We start from the raw sequence: 22,350 nt of genomic DNA on the forward strand, positions 1-22,350 counted from the left end.
CGTCGTGCGACCGCTCGCGTCGGTCTCACCGACCTTCTCGTTCCGATGACCCAACACGGAAAGCTCTGGACGGACCTCGTTCTGAACACGGCGGGTGGGGGCGGTGCGGACGGCACCATCGACGGTTCACTCGATGCGGCGTCGGAACCGCTCGACTCCGCGCACTCCCCGAAACGGGAATGAACATCGGCGTGAACGAATCGGCGGAGCGTGCACTCTTGGACCTCATCGACGGCGGCGAGTCGAGCGAGTTGGACGCCGCAATCGGGTCGGCGTATCGCGTTTCCGTCCGCCCAGTTGCGAGCGTTCGAACCGTCCGCGACGAACGGAAGCCGCGTCCCCGTTCTCCGGGCAAGGGATGGACGCTCCGGGATGAGCGAACGAAAACGCACGTTTCGGTCCAAAACGCCAGTGTGTCGTCTCCTGGAACACAGCGCGGCTGGCATCTCCTCTGGACCGGTGCCCGTCGTGTCGTTCGAACGCACACCGTCGTTCGGCGGTGGGAGCGGGAAGACACGACGCAGGATGAGAATCACGGGTGGACCGCGCGATTGCCGTTCCCCGGCACTTCGCCACGACCACAACCGACGCCGCCGGGACCCACACCTCCGACGCAACCACGGCCACCGACGAATCGAACCGTCCGAACGACCCACCGGTGGACGGACGAGTTCGTCGTCTCGCTCGGCGTCGCTGGCGACCACGTGACGACGGACCGCGCACCGGTTCGACCCCTTCCGAGCGCTCACGAGGCGAATGGGGCCGCCGGGCCGAACCTCGCGGACGTTCGGGGAACGGCGATAGAACGTCTCGTCACCGACCGCGGCGGCGCGGACGGGCTGGCACGTCGTGCGAGCGTCGGAACGATGAACACGCGAGCGGTCGCGGTGCAGGGTCGATATTCGAATTCGCTTCGAGCGCGGGCGTACCGCGACGTGCGGTCGCTTCGGAACCGGGTTCGAAACCGCTCGGTGACCGTTTCCCGCGGGACTCTCGCAACTGGCGGAACGAATCCGGCGGCGAAACTGGCGTCGTCCCTTCGCGCCGACCGAAGCGCGCTTATTGACGCTCCAGCGAGATACGAAGACGCCGCAGAACGGGCGCGTTACGCGGCCCGTGCGACGTATCTCGATGCCGTCATCGACCGACTCGATAGCAGGGCGGAGCGCACTCGACGAACGCGGATGGGACTCGGCAGGGCGGTGCAGGACGCGACGGGCGTCTCGCTCGACCGAATTCGGCGGATATTCGCGGGTCGGCGGAGGGTCACGTCTCCGTCCACGCATCGGCTTCCGACGAATGGACCCGGAACGCCGGTCGATATCAGCGTCGATGGCGCACCGCCGTATCTGACGCTTTCGGCGGTGAAACATCGCCACGTTTCGGCCGTCCCGCGCGGGTCGAAGACCTACCCGCTTTCGGCCCGGAACGTCAACCTGTTCACGGTTCCGTCGTCCGACATTTCGGACGGCATCGTTTCGCTGCTCCCGGATGGACGAAAGCCGAAACGAGTTCGGCTATGGACCGCTGGCGTCTCGCTTCGGGCGGCGAACGAGACGCTTGCGACCGAAACGAACGCGTCGCTTCGACGACAACGCGACGACCTACAGCGGGCTCTGTCTTCATCGATAGACGATATCGAACGAAACGTCCGGAGCGAACTCGCCGCGAGCGACGCCATCGAACTCGATAGGTCGGAACGTCGGACGGCCGTTCACCGCGGAGTGACCCGCTGGCGGACGACGGCGAATCGGGCCAGTGCTATCGCGAACGGTTCGGCCGCCGGGAGTATCGCACGAGCGGTCGAAAGGGAACGTCGGGACGATTGGAGCCGAATGCGACGCGATGCGGCGACGCTTCGGATTCGGTTCGCGCTCGAATCGGCACGACGGGACGTCGATGGGGTACGCCAGTCGAGCGTCGCGCCGACCGTCTCCACGACCCGTCGCGTTCTCGTGACGGAGCTGAAAGCGGCGGTACAACAGAGCATCGAAAATCGGGTGCAGCAGCGATTGAACGAATCCATCAACGAAACCGTCGGGGACTTACCGGCGGGACTGCCGGTCGTTCCCGTTCCCGGCTACTGGTACGCGACGGTCAACGTCTGGCAGGTGGACGTGTCAGGGACGTACGCTCGGTTCACGGTTCGGGCGCGTGAGGGCTCGCCAACCACACCGGGTGCGTCGGTCGCGTATTCCCGGCAAGCCGGACCCGTTCGATTGGACACGGACGACGATGGGACGAAGGAACTACTCGGGCGGACGACGCCGGTTTCGTTCGATACGGGAACGACGGTCGTCGTCGCGGTACCGCCGGGGAAGACGGGCGTCGGTGACGTGGACGGGAACGCCGACGAGCGCTCTCCCGGCTGGTCGAACCGGAGTGACAACCCATTTGATGCCGCAGACCTTCGTGACGACCATGCTCTACGACGAGATAGACGACCCCGGCGAGATGACGCCGACGGAACTCCACGGACGGTACGCGGCGGAGCTCTCGGAGACGATATCGTCGGTCGGTATCGACGAGGTGGTGGAACTGACGGGACTCGACCGTGAGACCGTCGAGTCGATCGCCGACGGCGAGACCGCCGACGACCTGTCGCTCGAAGACGCCGCCGCGATTCTCGCCACCGAGGAGGGCATGCCGGAGAAGGATGCCATCCTCCTCGAAGTGCGCGACCACCTCCTGATGGGGATGACGACCGGCCTCTTGGACGTGGACACGCTCGCACGGGACATCGACGGCGACTTCGAGGCGCGCGCCGTCCAGCAGAAAATCGAGGGGCGAGCGCCGATGTCTGTGGAGGAGTACGCGCTCGTTCACCACGCCATCGCGCAGCGAAACGACCGATAGACGCAAGGAGGGTGGCGGCGGTTGCGGAGAGACGAGAAGACGGCGGAGTTATCCGCGGTCCGTTCGAAGGAACGATATGAACGTCGCAGTGCTCGGATGCGGCTACGTCGGGTGCGAACTCGCGCGGGAGTTGCTCGCGGGCGGTCACGAGGTCGTCGGCGTGCGACGCTCGTCCGAAGGGCTTCGGGCGGTCGAAAAAACGGGTGCCGACGCGGTGCGGGCGGACGTAACGGATGGCGATTCACTGTCGCCAATTCCCGACGCAGACGTGCTCGTCTACGCGGTGAGTGCCGACGGCCGGGATTCGGCGGCGGCGCGCACGGCCTACGTCGAGGGACTTCGGACCGCACTCGATCACTTCGCGGCCCGCGAGTCGTCACCGGAGCGCGTCGTCTACACGTCGAGTACCGGCGTGTACGGTGACCGTGACGGTGCTCGCGTGGACGAATCGACGCCGCTGGAGCCCCGAACCGAACGAGAGGAGATTCTGGCTGACGCCGAGGAAATCGTGCGGGGGGAGCGAGGGTTGGACTGGACGATAACCCGGTTCTCGGGTTTGTACGGTCCCGACCGGTATCGACTGGAGCGCTATCTGGAGGGTCCTGTCTCGGACCGATATCTGAACCTGCTCCACCGCGACGACGCGGCGGGGACGATTAGATACCTCCTCGACACCGGACGGGGGCGAAACGAGGTCGTTCTGGTTTCGGACGACGAACCGGTTCGGAAGCCGACGCTCGCAGATTGGCTCGCGGACGAGTGCGGCGTTTCCCCCCCGCCGAGGGAACCGGCGATGAGCGAGCGAGCGCGAGCGAGCAAGCGCTGTTCGAACGAAAAGCTCCGCGAGTTAGGGTACGAACTCCGGTACCCGACGTACAGGGAGGGGTATCGGGGGGCCATCGAATCGTTCCGGAATTCACAAAACGTCTGACACCTGTAACTGTTGGGAAAAGTTCTTGGTTTCCCGTATCGATTTCCGGGATATGCAGTTTCGCGGCGACCAGTCCGCACAACGGCTGTTCCGCACGGCACAGCTCTATGGCTCCGACGATCCGCTGCTCGTCGTCGGGGGTATCGTCGGCGTGGCCGTGTTGGCGGTGTCCCTTTGGTTGGTCGTCCGCTGGATTCGGCGACCGAAAGGCGCTCGGCTCAAACGCGCATTGGCGAAACGGGACGAACTCGTCGTCCTGATGCATCCGAATCCCGACCCCGACGCGATGGCCTGTGGCATCGCTATCGCCTATCTCGCCGAAACGGTCGGGACGGAGGTAACGCTTCAGTACGCCGGGCAGATACGACATCAGGAAAACCGCGCGTTTCGAACCATTCTCGACCTCGAACTCGAACGCGTCGAACACGTCACCGACCTCGCTGCTTCTACCATCGTCCTCGTCGACCACAACACGCCGCGCGGGTTCGACGGCTCGGAGCGAATCGAACCCTACGCCGTCATCGACCACCATCCCGGCAACGGGACCGGTGAGGTGTTCACGGACAAACGGACGAACTACGGCGCGTGTTCGACCATCGTGGCGGAGTACTTCGACGACCTCGGCGCGACGCCGGTTGGCCCGGACGAAGTCCCGCCGGAGGACGATTTCGTCCTCCCGTCCGACATCGCCACCGGCCTGTTGTACGGCATCCAATCCGACACGAAACACCTCACGAACGGCTGTTGTGCGGCCGAATTCGAGGCGAGCGCGTACCTATATCGGGGCGTGGACGAACACCGTCTCGACCGCATCGCCAATCCGCAAGTGAGCGCCGAAGTGCTCGAAATCAAATCGCGTGCCATCACGGAACGGGAGGTCCGCGGGTCCTTTGCGGTCTGTAACGTCGGTGCGCTCTCGAACGCCGACGCGATTCCACAGGCCGCGGACGAACTCATGCACCTCGAAGGCGTGACGGCCGTCGTCGTCTACGGCCGACGCGAGGACACCCTCTACATCTCCGGTCGCTCCCGGGATGACCGAGTTCACATGGGAAAAGCGTTGCAAATGGCCGTCACCGACATTCCGGGAGCGGACGCCGGGGGCCACGCCCGGATGGGCGGCGGTCAGGTCCCGGTCGAATCGGCGGTCGTAGCGGGTGGGATGGAAGGGGGACTGTGGTCGGAACGGGAGTTTACCGACGGGATTTTCGACGCGCTGAACGGAAACGTCTGAGAAGGTATCGTCCGAGCCATCGCCCTTCGAGCCGTTACCTACCGAGACGACGCTCTCGGGGGATTATTCGACGACTATCTTGCCGGTCATGCCCGCCGCCTCGTGCGGGATGCAGTAGTACTCGAACGTCCCTTTCGTCTCGAACGTGTGGACGTACGACTGCCCGGACTGCACCGCTCCTTTGCCCGCGTCCCACCCGGAGACGGCTTTCTTCTCGGAGTCGAACCCGCCGGAGGCCCAGTACGACGCGCCCTCGGGGAGCGACTCCTCGCGGACGGTGACCGTGTGCGCCTCACCGCCGACGTGTTTCCACGCGACGGTATCGCCCGTCTCGATACTGAGTTTTTCGGGGTCGAACGAGACGGCTTTGACGTCGATAACGTGGTCCACGCCGTCCGGGACGCCCTTCTGGACGTCCGGTCCGCCCGTCAGTTTCGTCTTCGATTCCTCTCCGGACTCCTTCTTGGCCTCGCCCACGGGTGCCTTGTCGAGTTCGCCAACGACGGCGAACTCGGCCCGGAGCGCGGCGGTGGCGAAGGCGTCGTTCGCCGAATCGACTTCCCCCCCGGAGTCGAGCGCGTCAGCGTACACGGTCAGTTTCGTCTCGAACGACTCGTAGGCGTTCTTATCGCCGGATTCGAGGCTCTCGTGCACCTTGGATTTCTCGAACTGGGAGAACGAATCCTGCACGATGGTCGCCGCCGCGCCGCCGAAGTCGCCGCCCGTGTTCGTCACGACGGCGAAAACTGATTCGACCGCTTCGTGGCCGAATTCCACGGCCTTCGCGTAGGTGTCGTCGGCTCCGCCGACGTTCCCCAGCGCCGCCTCGAACGACTCGTAGCGGTCCGTGTCGGCGTGTTCCAGCGCCTCGTGATAACCGCCCGCGCCACTTTCGAAGTGTGCAAAGGTCGCCTCCACGATGGCGTTCGCCCGCTTCGCGTCGCCGAGTTTCGCCACGACGGCGGCGTCGAAGGCCCGTCCGGCCATGAAACTCGCCTCGGCACCGGCCACGACGCTCGCGCTCGCGGCCTTCGTCTCGAAGTCGAGGAGCGCCTGCATCGCCCCTTCGAAGTGCGCGGTTGCGCCGGACCCGTTGCCCTTCAGTGCGGGAATCAGCCCCTCTTTCAGGTGTTCGTGTTCGAACCGGTCGTAGAGTTGCTCGCTCGTCTCCTCCAGCGTCTCGTGCATGTCGAGTTCGTTCTTCTCGAACCGCGCGAACAGCGACTGTGCGACGGTCGCGGCGGCGTCCGACTCGCCGCGTTTGTGGCGTTCTCGCGCGTCGGCGAACCGGGCGCGGAAGAATCCGGCTTGGAGGATGGCGGGTTGGACGCCCGTTCCGAGCGTTTCGATACCGGCCCGGAGGTTGGTATCGACCTTCGATACGGCCTCCTCGACCGCCGTTCCGTCGCCGGATTCGGCGGCGGTGGTGAGCGCTTCGAGTCCGGACTCGAACCCTTCGTAGGCGTCCTCGTCGCCCTCTTCGAGGGCTTCGTGCGCGTCCGAGGCTTCGAAGTCGGCGAAGATGTCCTCCGCGACCTTTGCTGCTCGCTTCGTCTCGCCCCGTGCGACCAACCGCGTGCAGTCGGCGGCCCGGATGCGGTAGCTGTTCAAGGTGGCGGCGTGCGCGAACGAGGCGGACGGCCCGCCGAGCGAGGCGAGGGCGTTCGCGTCGAACGCTTGTGCCTGCATGACCGCGATGTGGCCCGCGCCCGCGACGTTCTCGGTTCCGAGGCCGTAGGACCCGGACACGGCGGCCGTCACCGCGTCGTTCGATTGGTTCGCCACGACGTCCGCCTTCCCGTTCTTCGCGGCCCGAACCATCGTTTTCGCGGCGTGTTCGAACGCGTCGTAGGTCTCCTCGTTCGCCGATTCGAGCGCGTCGCGGAGGTCTCCGTCCTCGAACGCGGAGAGCGCCCGCGTTGCAATCGTCCGTGCCCCCGAGAGGTTTCCGGCGGCGGCGACCATCGCGGCGTTCTCCAAGCGCGTTCCCAGCAGTTGCAGGTCGAGCGCGCGGACGTTCCGCTCGCCGACGAGTTGCACTTGCGCCTCCCGGAGGTGCTCGTTTCCGAGTCCGAGTTCGACCGTCATCTCCTCCGTGTTCTCCTCTCGGAGGCGAGTTTTCAGTTGGCCGATGGCCTCCTCGAACTCCTCGTAGTGTGTCTCGCTCGTCCCCTCCAGTTTCTCGTGTGCGCCCCACTCGCCGGTGGCCTGCTCGAACCGGGCGAAGGTGTCCTCCGCGACGGCCGCACCGGCGTCGAACTCGCCCGCGACACCGAGCGCGAACGTGTCGTGCAGTCGGGCGCGGAGGACGTTCCACTCGGCCGCGACGGCCGCCTCCGCGCTGACGTCTTTCGCAGTCGATTCGGCGTCGGGAGCGCTACAGCCCGCCAGAAGTCCGCTTACGAGCGTCGTTCCACCCACCTTTAAGAGAGTCCGTCTATCGATGTCCATGTTTGGTTTAGGCCCGCCTAAAGGTCTAAAGCGTTCCGATTTTTAGGCACCCCAAAAACAATGCGTTCGGGTGTCACACGAGGACCTCTCACCGACGGAAAACGTTGGGATAAAGACGACCTTTTTAACCTTTCACCGTCTGGGAGGGAATATCGAATGAGTACGCTGGTGGTGTGTGTCGATAGGAACAACGACATCGGTCGGAAGACGGGGCTGGAGATGCCGGTCGCCGGGTGGGAGGCCGTGCAGGCGCTCGTCACCGACGTCGGACTGGCGGACCCCGAGGACTCGAGTGTCAACTGCCTGCTCGAAGCCCTCCGCGTCGCCCGCGACTTGCGGGACGGGGACGAGGAGTCGATAGTCGCCGTCATCTCCGGCACCGCCGACACGCGGGTCAGCGCGGACCGCGCCGTGGCCGCCCAGATGGACGAACTCGTGGCGGAACACGACCCAGACTCCACCATCGTCGTCATCGACAGCGCGGAGGACGAACGACTCGTCCCCATCGTCGAGAGTCGAACCCGGGTGGACGCGGTGGACCGCGTGGTCGTCCGACAGGCCCGCGACATCGAATCAACGTACTACCTGCTGAAGCAGTTCCTCGCCGACGAGGAACTCCGCCAGACCGTGCTCGTCCCGACCGGAATCGCGCTCATCGCGTTTCCCGTCCTGCTGTTGCAGTTGGGTCTCGCCATGGCGACGTCGGCCATCACCGCCGTCATCGGCCTGTTCGTCCTCTACAAGGGTCTCGCCATCGGCGACTACTTCCGCAATCTCCCCGCGGAGGCCCGCGATGCTCTCTACTCCGGTCGGGTGTCCATCGTCACCTACGTCGTCGGCGTCGGGTTGTCGCTCATCGGCGTGTTCGCCGGGGCGCTCCGGGCCGCACCCATGGATTCCACCGGCAACGTCCTCATGACCGCGATGGCGTTCGTCTTCGAGAGCGTCCCGTGGATCGCCGTCGCCGCCCTCACCGCCAGCATGGGCCGCCTGCTGGACGAAGCCATCCGCAACGACCGCGTTCGAAACTCCTACCTCAACCTCCCGTTCGGCGTTCTCGCGGTCGGACTGGTCGTGCGGGGGTTTTCGGCCTACTTCCTCCAGCGAGCGGGGAAGATAGCTCCCGTCGTCGTTCCCAAGATTGTGGTCGGCCAGACGACGATTCAGCGACTCACGTTCGACCCCGGGATGCGACTGGCGGTGTACGTCGTCCTCGGCGTCCTCGTCAGCCTCGTCGGGGTTCGCGTGGCCTCCTACGTCAGCGGGACGGCCATCAGCGAAGAACTGGTCGAGTAACCGAGGCGCATTTATTCCCCGGTTCGCAAACCTCCGTATGAACCAGCAGGCGTGGGTCAGCCTCTTTTCCGGCGGCAAGGACTCCTCGTGGGCGCTCTACCGCGCGCTCGAAGCGGGACTTCCCGTCGAGCGACTCCTCACCGTCCACCCGGCGGGCGACTCGTACATGTATCACGTCCCGGCGACCGAGCTTACGGCGCTCGCCGCCGAAAGCATCGGCATCCCGCTCGTGAACGTCGAGGGTGACTTCGACGCCGAATCCGTCGAGGACGCGGGCGAACAGGGCGACAAGGAGACGGAGATCATGGAAGACGCCCTCCGCGACCTCGATATCGACCTCGCGGGCGTGACAGCGGGGGCGGTCGAAAGCGAATTCCAGACCCACCGCATTCAGGACCTCTGTGACGACCTCGGCATCGACCTGTTCGCTCCCCTCTGGCAGGAAGACCCCCGTGAACTCGCCGACGCGATGTTGGACGCCGGATTCGAGATCAAAATCGTCCAAGTCGCGGCTTACGGCTTGGACGAGTCGTGGCTCGGACGAACCTTGGACGAGGACGCGCTTTCCGAACTCGAAGCCCTCAACGACGAATACGGCGTCCACATTCTCGGAGAGGGTGGGGAATTCGAAACCCTCGTGACCGATGCGCCGCACATGGACCGCCCCATCGAACTCGAATACGAAACCGAGTGGGACGGGGACCGCGGACGGGTGCGGATTACGGACGCTTGGCTCGGCGAGTAATCGTTCCCGCGAGTGGTACCCGAGCGTAAAAAAGTGGGTGAGTCTACTCGTCCGATTCGTTCGTGATTTGGGTGTGGGCACCGATGAGTGCGCCCGCCAAATCCATGTTCTCGATGTGCGTTCCCTCGTCGATGATGGAGTCGCGCACGTCACCGCCCCGAACCGTCGCGTTGGGGAAGATGATTGCGTTTTCGAGGTTGGCGTCGGCGAGTTCAGCGCCGTCCATCACGTGGACGTTTTCCCCTATGGTGGTGTTCTCCAGCGTGGCGCTGTCGGCGACGCGGGACTCGCCGCCGAGGTACCAGCCGACGGCATCGAGGTAGCTCTCGGGCGTTCCGATATCGAACCACGCCTCTTCGAACGTGTAGGCGTAGACGGGGTTGCGGGACTGCAACCACTGGAGGAACCACCCCGGCTCGTCCGGGTTGTTGCCGTCTTCCAGATACGTCTCCAGGAGCGGGAGCGTTTCCTCGGTGAACGCGTAGCAGGCGATGGACACCAGCGTCGAGTTCGGGTCGTCCGGCTTCTCTTGGAAGTCCACGACGCGGTCGCCGTCGAGTTCGACGAGACCGTAGGCTTTCGCGCGCTCCTTGGTTCCGACGTCGTACGCGGCGAGACAGGACGATCCCTTCTCCTCGAAGAAGTTCACGAAGTCGCCCACGTCGAAGCTGATGAGGTTGTCACCGGCGATGACCACGAGGTCATCGTCGACTTCCTCGCGCTCGACGAGTTGCGCGAGCGCGCCGACGACGCCGAATTTCTCGTCTTCCTCCGAAGTGTCTTCGACGCTCAGTTGCGGTTTTTCGAAATCACTCTCCGCGAGATGGTCGCGGAAGTCATCAGCGAACCGTTCGTTCGTGCTCACATAGACGGTATCGACGCGCTCGTCGGCTTCGAGATCGGCGAAAATACGGTCAATAACCGTGGTCTCGCCGATGGGGAGAAACATCTTCGGGCGCTGTTTCGTGATCGGCCACAGGCGCGTCGCGTATCCGCCCGCGAGGACGACGGCTTTCATAGCCAGACCGTCACCCCGACCCCCTAAGTCCTTTTTCATTGCGGGAGCGGTCGGCGGGACGAACGACCACTGGAGACGAATACAATCCGCGGCGCGTCCCTCGAATCAGTCGGCATCGCCGGTGCCCGTCTCGTCGAACAGCGCGCCGAGCAGTTGGTGTTGTGCCTTCCGAAGGTGGTAGTGCAGCGTGGGCGACGCGATGTCGAGCGCGCCCGCAACCTCCTCGGCGGTGCTCCCGCGCGGCCAATCGTAGTACCCAGCGAAATAGGCGCTTCGAAGCGCCGTCTCCTGTCGGTCGGTGAGCCGGTCGGTGAGGGACTGTCGGAACTCCTGTGCGGTTTGAATCGGTCGGTCGATGGTTCGCTTTCCGATCAGCTCCGCGGACGGATACGCCGCCTGAAACGCATCCACGACCTTCCGAACCTCCGTCTCGCGCGGGATTTCGGCGACGATAGACACCTCGCCGTGATTCGCCGTCGCGGACTGGACGGCGGCACCGGCTTCGACCAATCGCTTGACCGTCGATTCGTTCATTTGAATTTCGATGACGAGACCGCTTTCGTCCGTCTCGATGAGTCGACATTCCGCCACGGTATCGGACTCCGACAGTAGCGTCTTGAGCCGGTCGGCGGGTACGTCCTCCGCGCGGACGTAGTGGAGCAGTTGCCCTTCCGAGGCCGGAACCAACCCGAGGAGGTGACACGTACAGTCGAGTTGGCGGGAGGCGGCCATAACCGCGTCCCGCGAGCCCGCCACGTGAAACTCCAGTTCGACGTGACTGTCGGACAGCAGTATCTTCTTGTTCCGCGCGGCGTTGATGGCGAAGCCGATGGTGTCTCCGAGGATTTCGAGTGCGGCTTGCGCTCGCTCCCCGAGAACGCCGGAGCGGGTTGAGACGAGCGACAGCGACCCGTACATCGTGTTGCCGTACGAGACGGGGATGGAGATGCCGGACTCGATATCGCGCTCCAGCGCTTCCGCGCGGACCTGTGGCGGGAGCAAGGACGTCTCCGCGACGTCCGAGATGACCTGTAGTTCGTCGGTTCGCATCGCCCTACTCGCGGGGTCGTCGCCGATGTCCGCCCCGAACTCGACGAGCCTATCGAGATAGCCGTCGAGGCCCCCGGCGCGGGTTCGCGGCGTCACGCCGCCGCGACTGACTTCGCTCTCGTCGGTCCACGCGAGTTCGTACAGCCCCGATTCGACCAGTCGCTCGCACACCAACTGTTCGATGTCGTCGCGGGTCGCGGCGTGCACGAGTTCGTGGATGACCTCCTGAATCACCCAGTGAATCCGGTTCAGCGTCTCCAGTTCGTCGTGCTGGCGCGCCAGCGTTCGCTCGCGTTTTCGTCGCTCAGTGATATCACGGGCGACCCACACGACGACGTCTTTACCGTCTATCTCCTGGCCGAGCGGCGTCGAGCGGGCTTCGAACCACCGTTGCCCGCTTTCGACGGTCAGGGGATACTCCATGGTTTCGACGCAGCCGCTTTCCAGCGTCCGATGGATGTGTTCCAGAAACCGATTCGCGATGTCGTTCGAAAAGACGTCGTGGAGTCGCCGCCCAACGAGGTCGGGTGGCGCGGTAACGGCGAGGTTCTCCGAGTTTGGACCGACGAGTAGTTCGCGGTATTGTCCCTCCTCGTCGAGGAGGAAGGCGACGTCCGGAAACGCGCTCATCAGCGTGTCGATTCGGCTTTCGCCGCGTCCGCCGAGGTGGGTTCGAATCGCGTCCACGATCCGTTTGCGAAGGTCGTCGGTTCCATCGATGGTCGTCTCGGGAATGTAATCGCTCACGCCGAGGTTGATGGCCTCGCTGGCGATTCGTTCGCTTCCGTCCCCCGTAAACACGACGAACGGGAGGTTCGGGTGGTCGTCGCGCACGGTTTCGAGGAGGTCCAACCCGGTCGAATCGGGAAGGTGGTAGTTGCTGACGATGCAGTCTATCGCTTCCCCCCTGAGACGGGACAGACACGCCGTCACGGACGACTCGACGTGTACCGTGAGGTCGTCGTGTTGGCGGTCGAGCGACCGTGCGATATCGGTTTGGTGTTCGACGAACAGAATGGTATGACTCCTCGTCATTTCCGTCTTCGGCGATTCGTCCGTCGTCGTTCGCTCCCCCATCGCAGATTGTCTCACGAACCGCGTCGGGAAAACAGTTTATGTTGTCCGAAATTTCGCGCTAGAAATTTGAATCCGGACGACCAACGATGTGTATGCGCGACGATGAGACGACGCGCGAGCGGATAGCGACGTTCCTCCGGACCGAACCGGCCGCCCCGAGCGCACTCGCCGCGGAATTCGAAATCACGGCCGGTGCGGCCGTTCGCCACGTTCAACACATCGCCCGGTCGGTCGAATCGAACGGCGAGCAGTTGCTCGTCGCCCCGCCCGAGTGTCGGGACTGCGGGTTCGACCGGTTCGATAACCCGGCGAATCGACCATCACGATGTCCCGAGTGCAAGAGCGAGGCAGTGGACGAACCGACGTTCGTGATTCGGGAGCCGTAAACGGTGGACGAACGCTCGTGATTCCGACGAGACGACGCTCCCGCGCCGGTAGCGTCGCTATTCGAATCCGAGCGAGCGGTTCGAGGAGAGGTCGTACTCGATGGACGACCCCTGTTGGACGAACTCGTAATCGGGGTCTGTGAGGTAGACCGCACCGTCTTCGACCGTCACGTCAACTTCGTCGAGAACCGCGCCTTCACACGGGCCGTAGGTGCAGACGCCGGAGTCCGATTCGAACAGCGCGCCGTGTTTGCCACAGACGAGTTCGCCGTCGCGCATGCTCGCGCCGTCGCCCTTGTCGAGGCGCACGTCGGTCCAGTGCTGGCAGTAGTTCTTCCACGCTCGGATGTCGTCGTCGGCTTCGACCAGCACGGCCTCCTCCTCGTCGAAGCCGTTTCGAATCGTGAACAGAAACGTCGTGTCGTCGGGTATCTCCTTGACGGCGGCGATTCGGCGGTTCTCGTCCATCGGCCGGAGGTTGCCGATGAAGACGTTTGAGCTTTTTCAAACGGGTCGTCACATCGACTTCGCGCGGTCTATCCACCCCTCGATTCGCTTCGTCGAGAGGTCGGTCTCGCGGGCGATTTCCGCGGGGTCGGCGACCGCCAACTCCGCCGTGTTTTCGACGCCCGCGTTCTGCAGTCGCTCCGCGTAGGCCGGGCCGATTCCCTTCACGTCTTCGAGCGGCCGGGCGTCGGTGGACTCTTCCTCCGCAGCTTCGGGTTCCTCCGCCGCGGCTTCGGATTCTTCCTCCGCAGCTTCGAGTTCCTCCTTTGCGACTTCGGTTTCCTCCGGTTCCGCTTCGACTTCTCCTTCCGGCTCTTCTTCCGACACTTCTCCTTCTCTTTCCGCTTCCGGCGCTTCCGCCTCGGGTTCGGGTTCCTCGTCCGGTTCGGCTTCCGGCTCGGTCGCCTCCGTCTGCGCCGGTTGGCTCGCGTCGGCGCTCGGTCCGGTCGCTTCCGCGGGTTCGGCCGCCGTGTCCGGCTCGGCTTCTTCTATGTGATCGGTTGGTTTCCCCTCGTCGACGAGCTCCTCGGTGGAAACGCTCGTGTCTTCGCTCGGGGTCTCGTCCGCCATTTTCACTGCTTTCTCCGATTCCACGTTGGGCTGTGCTCTCGTCTCGGTCGGCTCGCGCTCTATCGTCACACCGTTGTCACGATTGCGCGTCTTCGACCGCTCATCGCCAAGACCGAGCAACGATTTCAGCCGTGTGATAAGCCCCATTGTGGGATAGTACAAAGTCCCTTCACTTAAAGGCGTCTTCGCAAGGTGGCGTCCATCCGCTCGACGGGTGCATCTCTCCCCGTCCATAGTTCAAATGCGGCGACTCCTTGAAACAGAAGCATCCACGCACCGTCGATTGTCGTCGCGCCGCTCGCGGACGCCTCGCGGAGCAGTCGCGTGTCGAGCGGGCTGTACACCGCATCCATTACCGCGAGGTCGCCGTGGAGCGCGGCCGCCGGAACGGGCGATTCGTCGGATTCCATCCCCACGCTCGTCGCGTTGACCAGCACGTCCGCCCCCGACACGAGGCCTGGGAGTTCGTCCAAGCCGTGCGCGCTCGTACCGTCCACGTCCGCCGCGAGGGATTCCGCGCGGGAGACGGTTCGATTGGCGATTTCGACCGTCGCGCCATCGTCGGCCAGCATGAAGGCAATCGCGCGCGCCGCGCCGCCCGCACCGACGACGACGGCGGACGCTCCGTCGCGGGACACGCCGTGGCGTTCGAACGCCCGACGCGCGCCCTCGGCGTCCGTGTTGTGACCGGTCGGGACGGAATCGTCGGAGCCGGAGAAATCGACCGTGTTCACCGCACCGATGCGTTCCGCGAGGGAATCCGGTTCGACGTGCGAGAGGGCGTCCTCCTTGAACGGAATCGTGACGTTCAGCCCGCTGATGCCGAGGGCGTTCGCCCCCTCGATTGCCGGGCCGATGGCCTCGGGTTCGAAGGTGACGTAGCGGGCGTCCATGTCCAGTTCGTCGTAGGCGACCTCGTGCATCGGCGGGGAGAGCGAGTGTCCCACCGGATTGCCGAGGAGTCCGTATACGTCCATGGCGGAAGAAGGGAGCGGGGGGACTTAATCGACGGGTCAGACACCGAGCGTGACGAAGTAGACGGCGAGCGCGATGAAGAGGACGTAGAAGACGCCGCTTCCGAGGAACGGCGTCGGGTTGAAGTCGTCCTCGCCGACGCGACGCGCGCGGAAGAGAACGATGCACCCGGCGACGATGGCGAAGAGCACGGAAATCGCGTTCAGGAAGCCCGCGGTTCCCCACGCGAGGCTGAGATTCCACGGCGTGAACAGGATGCCGAGGGTGACGGGGAGCGTCCCTTGGAACGCCATCGCACCCGTGATGTTGTTGAGCGCGAGGGTGTCCTTGTCCCGCGAGAGCCAGATGACGCTGTTGAACGCCTCCGGCAGTTCCGTCGCCACCGGAGCGATGATGAGCGCGACGATGGCGTACGGGATGCCGACTTCGCTCGACATCCACTCCACTTGGTCCACGAACAGGTGCGCACCGTACACGATGAAGCCGAGCGCGATGAGCGTCTGGAGGGCCGTGAGCACGAAATGCGGGTCGGAGCTGTGGTCGGCCGACGGGTCGATGCCGACTCGTTCGAGCACCCCCTCGATGGCGAGTCCGATGTGGAGGTCGTCCATGTCGTCGCTGTCGGCCAGTTCACCCGCCCGGAGCGACAGGTACAGATAGGCGAGATAGAGAACCACGAGGAAGGCGGCGATGACGACCCGAATCGGCACCGCGGCGACGGTCGTGCCGTCCGGGATGAGCGCGGCACCGAACGCGAGCGTGTAGCCGACGAGGAAGAAGGAGAGGTCGCGCGTCGTCGCGCCCTCGTTGAAATGAAGGTCGGTGGCGTTCGCGCGGCGGTCGGCGAAGTAGTAGACGCTCGCGCCGACGAGGAACATGGCGATGGTGGCGAGCATGAACGGCGCGCCCAGAATCGCCCCCACGCCGATATCGGAGGCTGCCGACCCGCCCTTCAGGATGGCGATGACGGGAATCGTCGTTTCGGGGAGCGCGGTCCCCATCGCGGCGAGGATGCTACCGGTCGCGCTCTCCGAGATGCCGAGGCGATGACCGAGCCATTCGACCCCGTTCGTGAACACTTCCGCACCAACGAGAAGAAAGCCGAACGATGCGAGCAGTAACAGTCCTTTGGTGGACGATTTCGACAACAAGAGGGGCCGCATTGCACCGGCCACTGGAAGCGACATACGCTGTGATTTCGACGGTGGTCAATTAAAGACACACCATCCAGCAAGCGCCGTCAGTGACCCGAAATACCGCCGACGTTGAGGACGACGACGTGGTAGACGACCACCGCGAGGAAGATGAGATAGAACAGGCCGCCGATGAGGAACGGGCGCGCCGTCATCTTGGTGCCGTTGATGCGACGCGCGCGGAAGTACAGCACGCACCCGCTGATGATGGCGAGGATGGCCGACAGGCCGTTCAGGAAGCCCGCGGTTCCCCACTGGAACGAGAGGTCCCACGAGGTGAACATGATACCGAGCGTGACCGGGAGCGTACCCTGAAACGCCATCGCGCCGGAGATGTTGCCGAGCGCGAGGGTGTCCTTGTCGCGGGAAATCCAGATGATGCTGTTGAACTTCTCGGGGAGTTCGGTGGCGAGCGGCGCGATGAGGAGGGCGACGATGGCCGTCGGGATGCCGAGCACCTCCTCGGAGACCCACTGGGTCTGGGAGACGAACACCTGCGCGCCGCCGATGATGAGGCCGAGCGCGACGAGCGTCTGAACCGCCACCAGAATCGAGTGCGGGTCGCCGGAGTGGTTGTCGTCCGCGCTCATGCCGGGAACCAACCCCTCTATCATCAGTCCGAGGTGGAGGTCGTCCAGCTCCTCCCCTTCGACCAGTTCCCCGCTCTTGAGCGAGCGGTAGAGGTAGAACAGGTAGAGCAGGACGAGCAGCGCGGCGATGCCGTGGGAGATAGTATCGCTGTGAATCAGCGCGGCGCTGAACGCGAGCGTGTAGCCGACGAGGAAGAAAGAGAGGTCTCGGCGGGTGGATTTGTTGTTGAAGTGCATCTTCTGGCCGTTCGAACGGCGCGTCCTGAAGTAGAGGACGCTCGTGCCGACGAGGAACATGGCGATGGTGGCGAGCATGAACGGCGCGCCCAGAATCGCCCCCACGCCGACCTCTTCCGCGGCTTTCGTCCCGCCGCCGCTCCCGAAGATAGCGATTATCGGAATCGTCGTCTCGGGAAGCGCGGTACCGACCGCGGCGAGGATGCTGCCGGTCGCGCTTTCGCTCACGCCGAGGCGGTGGCCCAGCCACTCGACGGCGTTCGTGAACACTTCCGCGCCGAGGAGGAGGAGAAGGAACGATGCGAGAAGCAGTAACGAGTTTTCCCACACTGGTGGCAAAATCGCCAGTGGGACAGTCGGTATCGGGTTCATACTACGGGCATCTTCAAAAGCACCCTAATTAAGCGGTTCTATCTGGTTGCGGAGATGTTTTCATCCCGTCGGGAACGGTCACGGAACGGTCGTCACGGGAACGTCACCCGATTCCAGCACCGTTTTCGCCGCGCTGCCGAGGATGAACGACCCGACGCGTCCGGTGCCGTGGTGTCCCATGACGACGTGGTCGTAGCCCTCCGACTCGACCATCTCGTTGATGTTCTTGCCGATGCGGTTCGACGCCTTGAAGTCCGCCAGATGGACGTCCACCGCGACGCTGGTACCGCTCTCGATGTCGGCGTCTTCGAGCTCGGATCGCACTCGATTTATCAGCGATTCGGTATCTTCTCCCTTCACGTCGGTGAAATGAACGACGTCGATATCCGCGTCGTAACGGTTCGCAAACTCGATTCCGAAATCGAGCGCGCGCATGCTGCAATCGGACCCGTCAACTGGAACTAGAACGTTCATACGGTAACACACTTCGGCCCAGTGCTTAATCGTTTCCGGGATTCGACGGACTTTTTCGCCGTCCGGTCCGAGATGTGTCCGTGATTGCCGTCGTCGTCAGCCGGGCCGACTACGCCTCCGAACACATCGGCGAGTTCCTTCTCTCCGAGGCGGAGTGGAGTTCACACGAAGACGAAACCCGACCCGACGCCGAAGGCGGCGGGGAGTACTACCGGACGGACGGCTTCGAACTGCGGGAGTTCGACGCCCTCCACCTCGACATCGAGAACGTCGCCGAGGCGTTCTCCGACCCCGACGTGCTCGTGTTCGCCTCGCGGCACTCGGGCGACACCGGGCCGCTACTGACCGCCCACTTCACCGGGAACTTCGGCCCGGCGGAGTACGGCGGCGAGGACAGGACGCTCGCCGAGACTTGCCCGAACGCCCACGCGCGCTTGCTCCGGGCGTTCGACGAACACGCGCCCGAGGAGTACGAGGTCGGAATGGAGTGTACCCACCACGGCCCGAGCGAGGTGGGCGTTCCCTCGATGTTCGTCGAACTCGGTAGCGACGACGAACAGTGGGGCGACCCCGAGGCAGCGCGGGCCGTCGCCCGCGCCATCCTCGACCTTCGCGGCGTCTCACCTCACCGCGAACGCCAACTCGTCGGGTTCGGAGGCGGCCACTACGTCCCGCGGTTCGAGCGCATCGTCCGGGAGACTGACTGGGCGGTGGGCCACATCGCGTCCGACTGGAACCTCGAAACGCTCGGGCTTCCCGAGGCGCACCCCGACGTGATTCGACAGGCGTTCGAGCGGAGCGGGGCCGAGTACGCGGTCTGTGAAGGCGACACGACGGACCTCGCCGCGGTCATCGACGACCTGGGCTATCGGGTGGTGAGCGAGACGTGGGTCCGCGAGGTGTCCGGCGTTTCCCTCGTGCTCGCCGAGGAACTGGAATCCGAACTCTCGACGGTCGAGTCCGGACTTCGGTTCGGCGACCGGGCGAGCGACATATCGTCGAACCCGGACGAGTGGACGTTCTCCCTCCGGACGTTCCCCGAGGAGTTGCTCGCGGCCGCGGCGGGCGTGGACCGGGAGGCCGTGTTCGATGTCGTCGCCGAGCGAACGGTGGCGTTCGAGACGACCGAAGGCGGGACGTTGGTTTGCGGACGCGCGGCGGTCCGCGAACCGGCCGACTACGACGCCATCATCGACGAACTGGTCGAACTGCTCGAACGGAAGTACGCAGCCGTCGAACGCCGGGAGGACGAAATCGTCGTGCGCGAGGTCTCGTTCGACCCCGAGAAGGCGCGCACGTTCGGCGTGTCGGAGGGTCCCGCCTTCGGCAAACTCTCCTCCGGGGTCGCGGTGACGGTGGACGGGCGAACGATTCCGCCCGAAGAGGTCCAAACCGAACGAACACATGTCTTCCCCGTGAGATAATTTCCGTCGAATCTTTCTCTTATATAATACTTTTTATGAGATATGGTGACAGGAGTCAGACATCCGTCAGCCAGAGGGGAAAGATAATTAATCTGCGTTTGTAAAGCACGGTTCAAGGATGGATTCCATCGTCGAAGACGCTATTGAGGAGGCGGAAGGGCAACAACAGAGTGCCCCCCAGTCGCAAATCGGAGGTGCCTCGCAGGACACCGGCCTGTCGGGGACGATGACCGACGAGGAACTGCAGGACGTTCTCAAAGAACTCCAAACGAACATCACCGTCGTCGGGTGCGGCGGTGGTGGGGGGAACACGGTCAATCGAATGGCCGAAGAGGGGATTCACGGCGCGTCACTGGTCGCCGCGAACACCGACGTTCAGCACCTCGTCGAGATCGAGGCCGACACGAAGATTCTGATGGGAGAACAGAAGACCAGCGGGCGCGGTGCCGGGTCGCTCCCGCAGGTCGGCGAGGAGGCCGCGCTCGAAAGTCAGGACGAGATATACGACGCGATTCAGGGCTCGGACATGGTGTTCGTCACCGCCGGTCTCGGCGGCGGCACCGGCACCGGAAGCGCCCCCGTGGTCGCCAAGGCCGCCCGCGAGGCGGGTGCGCTCACCATCGCCATCGTCACGACGCCGTTCACGGCGGAAGGTGAGGTCCGGCGCACGAACGCGGAAGCCGGATTGGAACGCCTCCGCGACGTGAGCGATACGGTTATCGTCGTCCCGAACGACCGCCTGCTCGATTCCGTCGGCAAACTCCCCGTCAAACAGGCGTTCAAGGTCGCCGACGAAGTGCTCATGCGCTCCGTGAAGGGCATCACGGAACTCATCACGAAGCCCGGCCTCGTCAACCTCGACTTCGCCGACGTTCGCACCGTCATGGAGAAGGGCGGCGTCGCCATGATCGGCCTCGGCGAGAGCGACTCCGACCAGAAGGCACAGGACTCCGTGAAGAGCGCCCTCCGCTCCCCCCTCCTCGACGTGGACATCAGCGGCGCGAAATCCGCGCTCGTCAACGTCACCGGTGGCAACGACATGTCCATCGAAGAAGCCGAGGGCGTGGTTGAGCAGATCTACGACCGCATCGACCCCGACGCCCGCATCATCTGGGGGACCTCCATCGACGAGGACCTCGACGGCACGATGCGCACCATGATCGTCGTCACGGGCGTGCAGTCGCCCCAGATTTACGGCAGTAACGAAGCCGAACAAGCGCAGGCGAAGCAACAGCAGACGGAAGACATCGACTACGTGGAATAGTCCGTCTCCTTTTTCTGCAGTCGCCGAACGTGGGGGTGTCTTGTTATGCTCCGATTCGGTAGCGAACGCTCCCTCGATTCGCGCGCCATCGCTCCGGGAAGCCGTCCTGTACCGCAACCACGGTGGTCCGTGGACGACGCGCACCACGTCCTCGCCCTCGTCGGCGGGTTGCGCTACCGGCGGATACGTCGAGAACGGTACCGCGACGCGTCGGGCGAAAATTCATTTCGGGTCGAAATCCTCGGTTTTTCGCCACGAACGGGTGTGTCCGAGTTAGAAGCCGGTGATAATGTCCTCACTCGTGATGATGAATACTTAATCAGTATGAAATGGCTCGTCGACCATGCCCAAAGCGTTGGCTTCGATGTCCTCCTCGCAGAGCCAGTGAATGCAGTCGGTGACGGGATCGTTCTCCTTCGAAAGTAATCTATGCACACCACCATCTGAGACACATACTATGACAAACGACCATCCGTTGACGGCACAAAACGTCCATCACGTTGGAATCACCGTTCCTGATCTCGATGAGGCAGTTGATTTCTTCGTTGATGCGATTGGGTGTGACTTGCTCTATCGGAAAGGACCGTTCGGAGATTCCGATGGTGATTCGATGGAGCGACGATTGGATGTGCATCCTGATGCGACAGCCTCGCTTGCAATGTTGCGATGCGGTCCAACGATGAATCTAGAGTTGTTTGAGTGGGACACTCCCGACCAAGACGATATACCACCGAAAAACTCCGATATTGGAGCGACGCATCTCGGCCTCCAGGTAGAGGATATCGACGTAGCAATAGATGGATTGGGAGAACGAGACGACGTCACGATGCTTGATGGTCCGCAGACGAACGACAGCGGGCCAACGGAGGGCTTGACCTACATATTTTGTCGAGTGGAGTGGGGATTGTATCTCGAACTTCTCGAAGCACCCGAGAAAATGCCATACGCTGACGATACTGAGGAGCGGTTATACGGACCCGCGCCCTCGTGGACCCACAGGCCCGAACACTAACACACGATGACTGGCACACTCAGTTGACTGACCGTAGCAGCACCAACCAGAAAACCCACCAAGGGACGAGGAAAGAAGATTATCAACTCCGGGTTGTCCTTCGAGGAATTCTGTATACGTGACGAGCGCAACAAGATTGAGCAATACAACGATGTTAGTATGAAGTACTAACCCAGAGAGATACTAACACTTGTAATCGAATTTGGCAGATGGCGGTACGTCTGACACTCCGATTTTCACGAGCCCATGCTACTAAGTCGCATGGTGAATTGAGACACCCACACACCACTTTTCACGAGCTCTCTCTTGAGAATGTCCGACGCCGGTGAAAACGCTTGGTTCGTTAGTCCACATCCCGCTAGTCTAGATCCACTACGGACTAATATAACAATTAGATAGTTAAATCTTTCTCTTTCCCAAGGCGGTTACTATGGCTACTCATCGAATCGTCTCCAACCAATAGACGGGGGTGACTGATCCCTGTAGCAGCACCCCAGTAGTTCGTGGAAGTCTTCTCGTGAAAATCGGAGAGGGACTGTATTTAAATAGAACCATGGCTCGTGAAGCTGGTGAAGCTCATGATGCTCGTGAACGCTGGGTTTTATATACTATACTATCATGGTCTCATATCAGAAACAATGGGGTTGAAGGAATTCACTCGGGATGACCCAATCTTCGTCAATGAAGC

Annotated in this window: 21 protein-coding genes; 12 read left to right on the forward strand and 9 right to left on the reverse strand. The window is 63.3% G+C overall.

Translation table 11 applies throughout. The annotated features are described in order from the left end of the window. The 5 genes from BG842_RS31670 to BG842_RS13735 form a co-directional block, all read left to right on the forward strand. On the forward strand, nucleotides 1–183 hold a 183-nt coding region (locus tag BG842_RS31670), incomplete at its 5' end, for a hypothetical protein (protein ID WP_254663153.1). Next, nucleotides 180–2,558 carry a hypothetical protein gene (locus BG842_RS13720; protein ID WP_254663154.1) on the forward strand — a complete coding sequence of 793 codons (2,379 nt, stop codon included), beginning with the start codon at nucleotides 180–182 and terminating at the stop codon, nucleotides 2,556–2,558. The genes BG842_RS31670 and BG842_RS13720, both read left to right, overlap by 4 nt. Continuing rightward, nucleotides 2,455–2,856 carry a DUF5791 family protein gene (locus BG842_RS13725; RefSeq protein ID WP_069451166.1) on the forward strand — a complete coding sequence of 134 codons (402 nt, stop codon included), beginning with the start codon at nucleotides 2,455–2,457 and terminating at the stop codon, nucleotides 2,854–2,856. The genes BG842_RS13720 and BG842_RS13725 overlap by 104 nt, the downstream gene beginning before the upstream one ends. A gap of 76 nt (nucleotides 2,857–2,932) precedes the next feature. Beyond that, the gene (locus BG842_RS13730) at nucleotides 2,933–3,787 is read left to right on the forward strand and encodes an SDR family oxidoreductase (RefSeq protein ID WP_069451167.1); all 855 of its coding nucleotides are present in this window, start codon (nucleotides 2,933–2,935) and stop codon (nucleotides 3,785–3,787) included. A 52-nt stretch (nucleotides 3,788–3,839) separates the two neighbouring features. Next, nucleotides 3,840–5,021: a bifunctional oligoribonuclease/PAP phosphatase NrnA gene (locus tag BG842_RS13735; protein WP_007981594.1), complete on the forward strand. Its 1,182-nt coding sequence runs from the start codon at nucleotides 3,840–3,842 to the stop codon at nucleotides 5,019–5,021. Nucleotides 5,022–5,084: 63 nt separating this feature from the next. Here the strand turns inward: BG842_RS13735 and BG842_RS13740 are convergent, their stop codons facing one another. Next, the gene (locus tag BG842_RS13740; protein ID WP_069451168.1) at nucleotides 5,085–7,472 is read right to left on the reverse strand and encodes a DUF5059 domain-containing protein; all 2,388 of its coding nucleotides are present in this window, start codon (nucleotides 7,470–7,472) and stop codon (nucleotides 5,085–5,087) included. A 156-nt stretch (nucleotides 7,473–7,628) separates the two neighbouring features. On the opposite strand from BG842_RS13740, the gene BG842_RS13745 reads away from it, so the two are divergent. Both BG842_RS13745 and BG842_RS13750 read left to right on the forward strand, forming a co-directional pair. Beyond that, nucleotides 7,629–8,768: a DUF373 family protein gene (locus BG842_RS13745; protein ID WP_069451169.1), complete on the forward strand. Its 1,140-nt coding sequence runs from the start codon at nucleotides 7,629–7,631 to the stop codon at nucleotides 8,766–8,768. A 37-nt stretch (nucleotides 8,769–8,805) separates the two neighbouring features. Further along, the gene (locus BG842_RS13750) at nucleotides 8,806–9,513 is read left to right on the forward strand and encodes a diphthine--ammonia ligase (RefSeq protein ID WP_069451170.1); all 708 of its coding nucleotides are present in this window, start codon (nucleotides 8,806–8,808) and stop codon (nucleotides 9,511–9,513) included. A gap of 43 nt (nucleotides 9,514–9,556) precedes the next feature. Here BG842_RS13750 and BG842_RS13755 read toward each other — a convergent pair whose 3' ends face one another. Continuing rightward, nucleotides 9,557–10,531 (reverse strand): sugar phosphate nucleotidyltransferase, encoded by a 975-nt coding sequence (locus BG842_RS13755; protein ID WP_069451171.1) that lies wholly within the window; start codon nucleotides 10,529–10,531, stop codon nucleotides 9,557–9,559. Between the two features lie 105 nt (nucleotides 10,532–10,636). Beyond that, entirely contained in the window at nucleotides 10,637–12,658 is a 2,022-nt protein-coding gene (locus BG842_RS13760; RefSeq protein ID WP_069451172.1) for a bacterio-opsin activator domain-containing protein, read from the reverse strand. A 92-nt stretch (nucleotides 12,659–12,750) separates the two neighbouring features. Between BG842_RS13760 and BG842_RS13765 the strand changes: the two genes are divergently transcribed. Further along, nucleotides 12,751–13,044 (forward strand): transcriptional regulator, encoded by a 294-nt coding sequence (locus BG842_RS13765; RefSeq protein WP_007981588.1) that lies wholly within the window; start codon nucleotides 12,751–12,753, stop codon nucleotides 13,042–13,044. A 57-nt stretch (nucleotides 13,045–13,101) separates the two neighbouring features. On the opposite strand, the gene BG842_RS13770 is transcribed toward BG842_RS13765, so the two are convergent. From BG842_RS13770 to BG842_RS13795, 6 genes are all read right to left on the reverse strand, one after another. Then, nucleotides 13,102–13,512, reverse strand: coding sequence for a Rieske 2Fe-2S domain-containing protein (locus BG842_RS13770; RefSeq protein WP_069451173.1), 411 nt, complete (start codon nucleotides 13,510–13,512; stop codon nucleotides 13,102–13,104). Nucleotides 13,513–13,560: 48 nt separating this feature from the next. Next, complete coding sequence (locus BG842_RS13775; protein WP_254663155.1) at nucleotides 13,561–14,268, reverse strand: helix-hairpin-helix domain-containing protein; 708 nt, start codon at nucleotides 14,266–14,268, stop codon at nucleotides 13,561–13,563. Between the two features lie 26 nt (nucleotides 14,269–14,294). Then, nucleotides 14,295–15,098 (reverse strand): shikimate dehydrogenase, encoded by an 804-nt coding sequence (locus tag BG842_RS13780; RefSeq protein WP_069451175.1) that lies wholly within the window; start codon nucleotides 15,096–15,098, stop codon nucleotides 14,295–14,297. A gap of 36 nt (nucleotides 15,099–15,134) precedes the next feature. After that, nucleotides 15,135–16,283, reverse strand: coding sequence for a sodium:calcium antiporter (locus BG842_RS13785; protein ID WP_254663156.1), 1,149 nt, complete (start codon nucleotides 16,281–16,283; stop codon nucleotides 15,135–15,137). Nucleotides 16,284–16,336: 53 nt separating this feature from the next. After that, on the reverse strand, nucleotides 16,337–17,488 hold the full coding sequence (locus tag BG842_RS13790; protein ID WP_069451177.1) for a sodium:calcium antiporter: 1,152 nt from the start codon (nucleotides 17,486–17,488) through the stop codon (nucleotides 16,337–16,339). A gap of 78 nt (nucleotides 17,489–17,566) precedes the next feature. Next, nucleotides 17,567–17,962 (reverse strand): universal stress protein, encoded by a 396-nt coding sequence (locus BG842_RS13795; RefSeq protein ID WP_069451178.1) that lies wholly within the window; start codon nucleotides 17,960–17,962, stop codon nucleotides 17,567–17,569. Nucleotides 17,963–18,042: 80 nt separating this feature from the next. On the opposite strand from BG842_RS13795, the gene BG842_RS13800 reads away from it, so the two are divergent. The 4 genes from BG842_RS13800 (at nucleotide 18,043) to BG842_RS13815 (ending at nucleotide 21,662) form a co-directional block, all read left to right on the forward strand. Beyond that, nucleotides 18,043–19,386 (forward strand): D-aminoacyl-tRNA deacylase, encoded by a 1,344-nt coding sequence (locus BG842_RS13800; protein ID WP_069451179.1) that lies wholly within the window; start codon nucleotides 18,043–18,045, stop codon nucleotides 19,384–19,386. A gap of 118 nt (nucleotides 19,387–19,504) precedes the next feature. Further along, nucleotides 19,505–20,650, forward strand: a complete 1,146-nt coding sequence (gene ftsZ, locus BG842_RS13805) for a cell division protein FtsZ (protein WP_007981576.1) — start codon at nucleotides 19,505–19,507, stop codon at nucleotides 20,648–20,650. A gap of 129 nt (nucleotides 20,651–20,779) precedes the next feature. Next, on the forward strand, nucleotides 20,780–21,076 hold the full coding sequence (locus BG842_RS13810) for a hypothetical protein (RefSeq protein ID WP_139136119.1): 297 nt from the start codon (nucleotides 20,780–20,782) through the stop codon (nucleotides 21,074–21,076). Nucleotides 21,077–21,107: 31 nt separating this feature from the next. Continuing rightward, the gene (locus BG842_RS13815) at nucleotides 21,108–21,662 is read left to right on the forward strand and encodes a VOC family protein (RefSeq protein ID WP_069451181.1); all 555 of its coding nucleotides are present in this window, start codon (nucleotides 21,108–21,110) and stop codon (nucleotides 21,660–21,662) included. Nucleotides 21,663–22,350 lie beyond the last annotated feature (688 nt).

This window comes from Haladaptatus sp. W1 (assembly GCF_001723155.1).
Classification (GTDB): Archaea; Halobacteriota; Halobacteria; order Halobacteriales; family Haladaptataceae; genus Haladaptatus; species Haladaptatus paucihalophilus.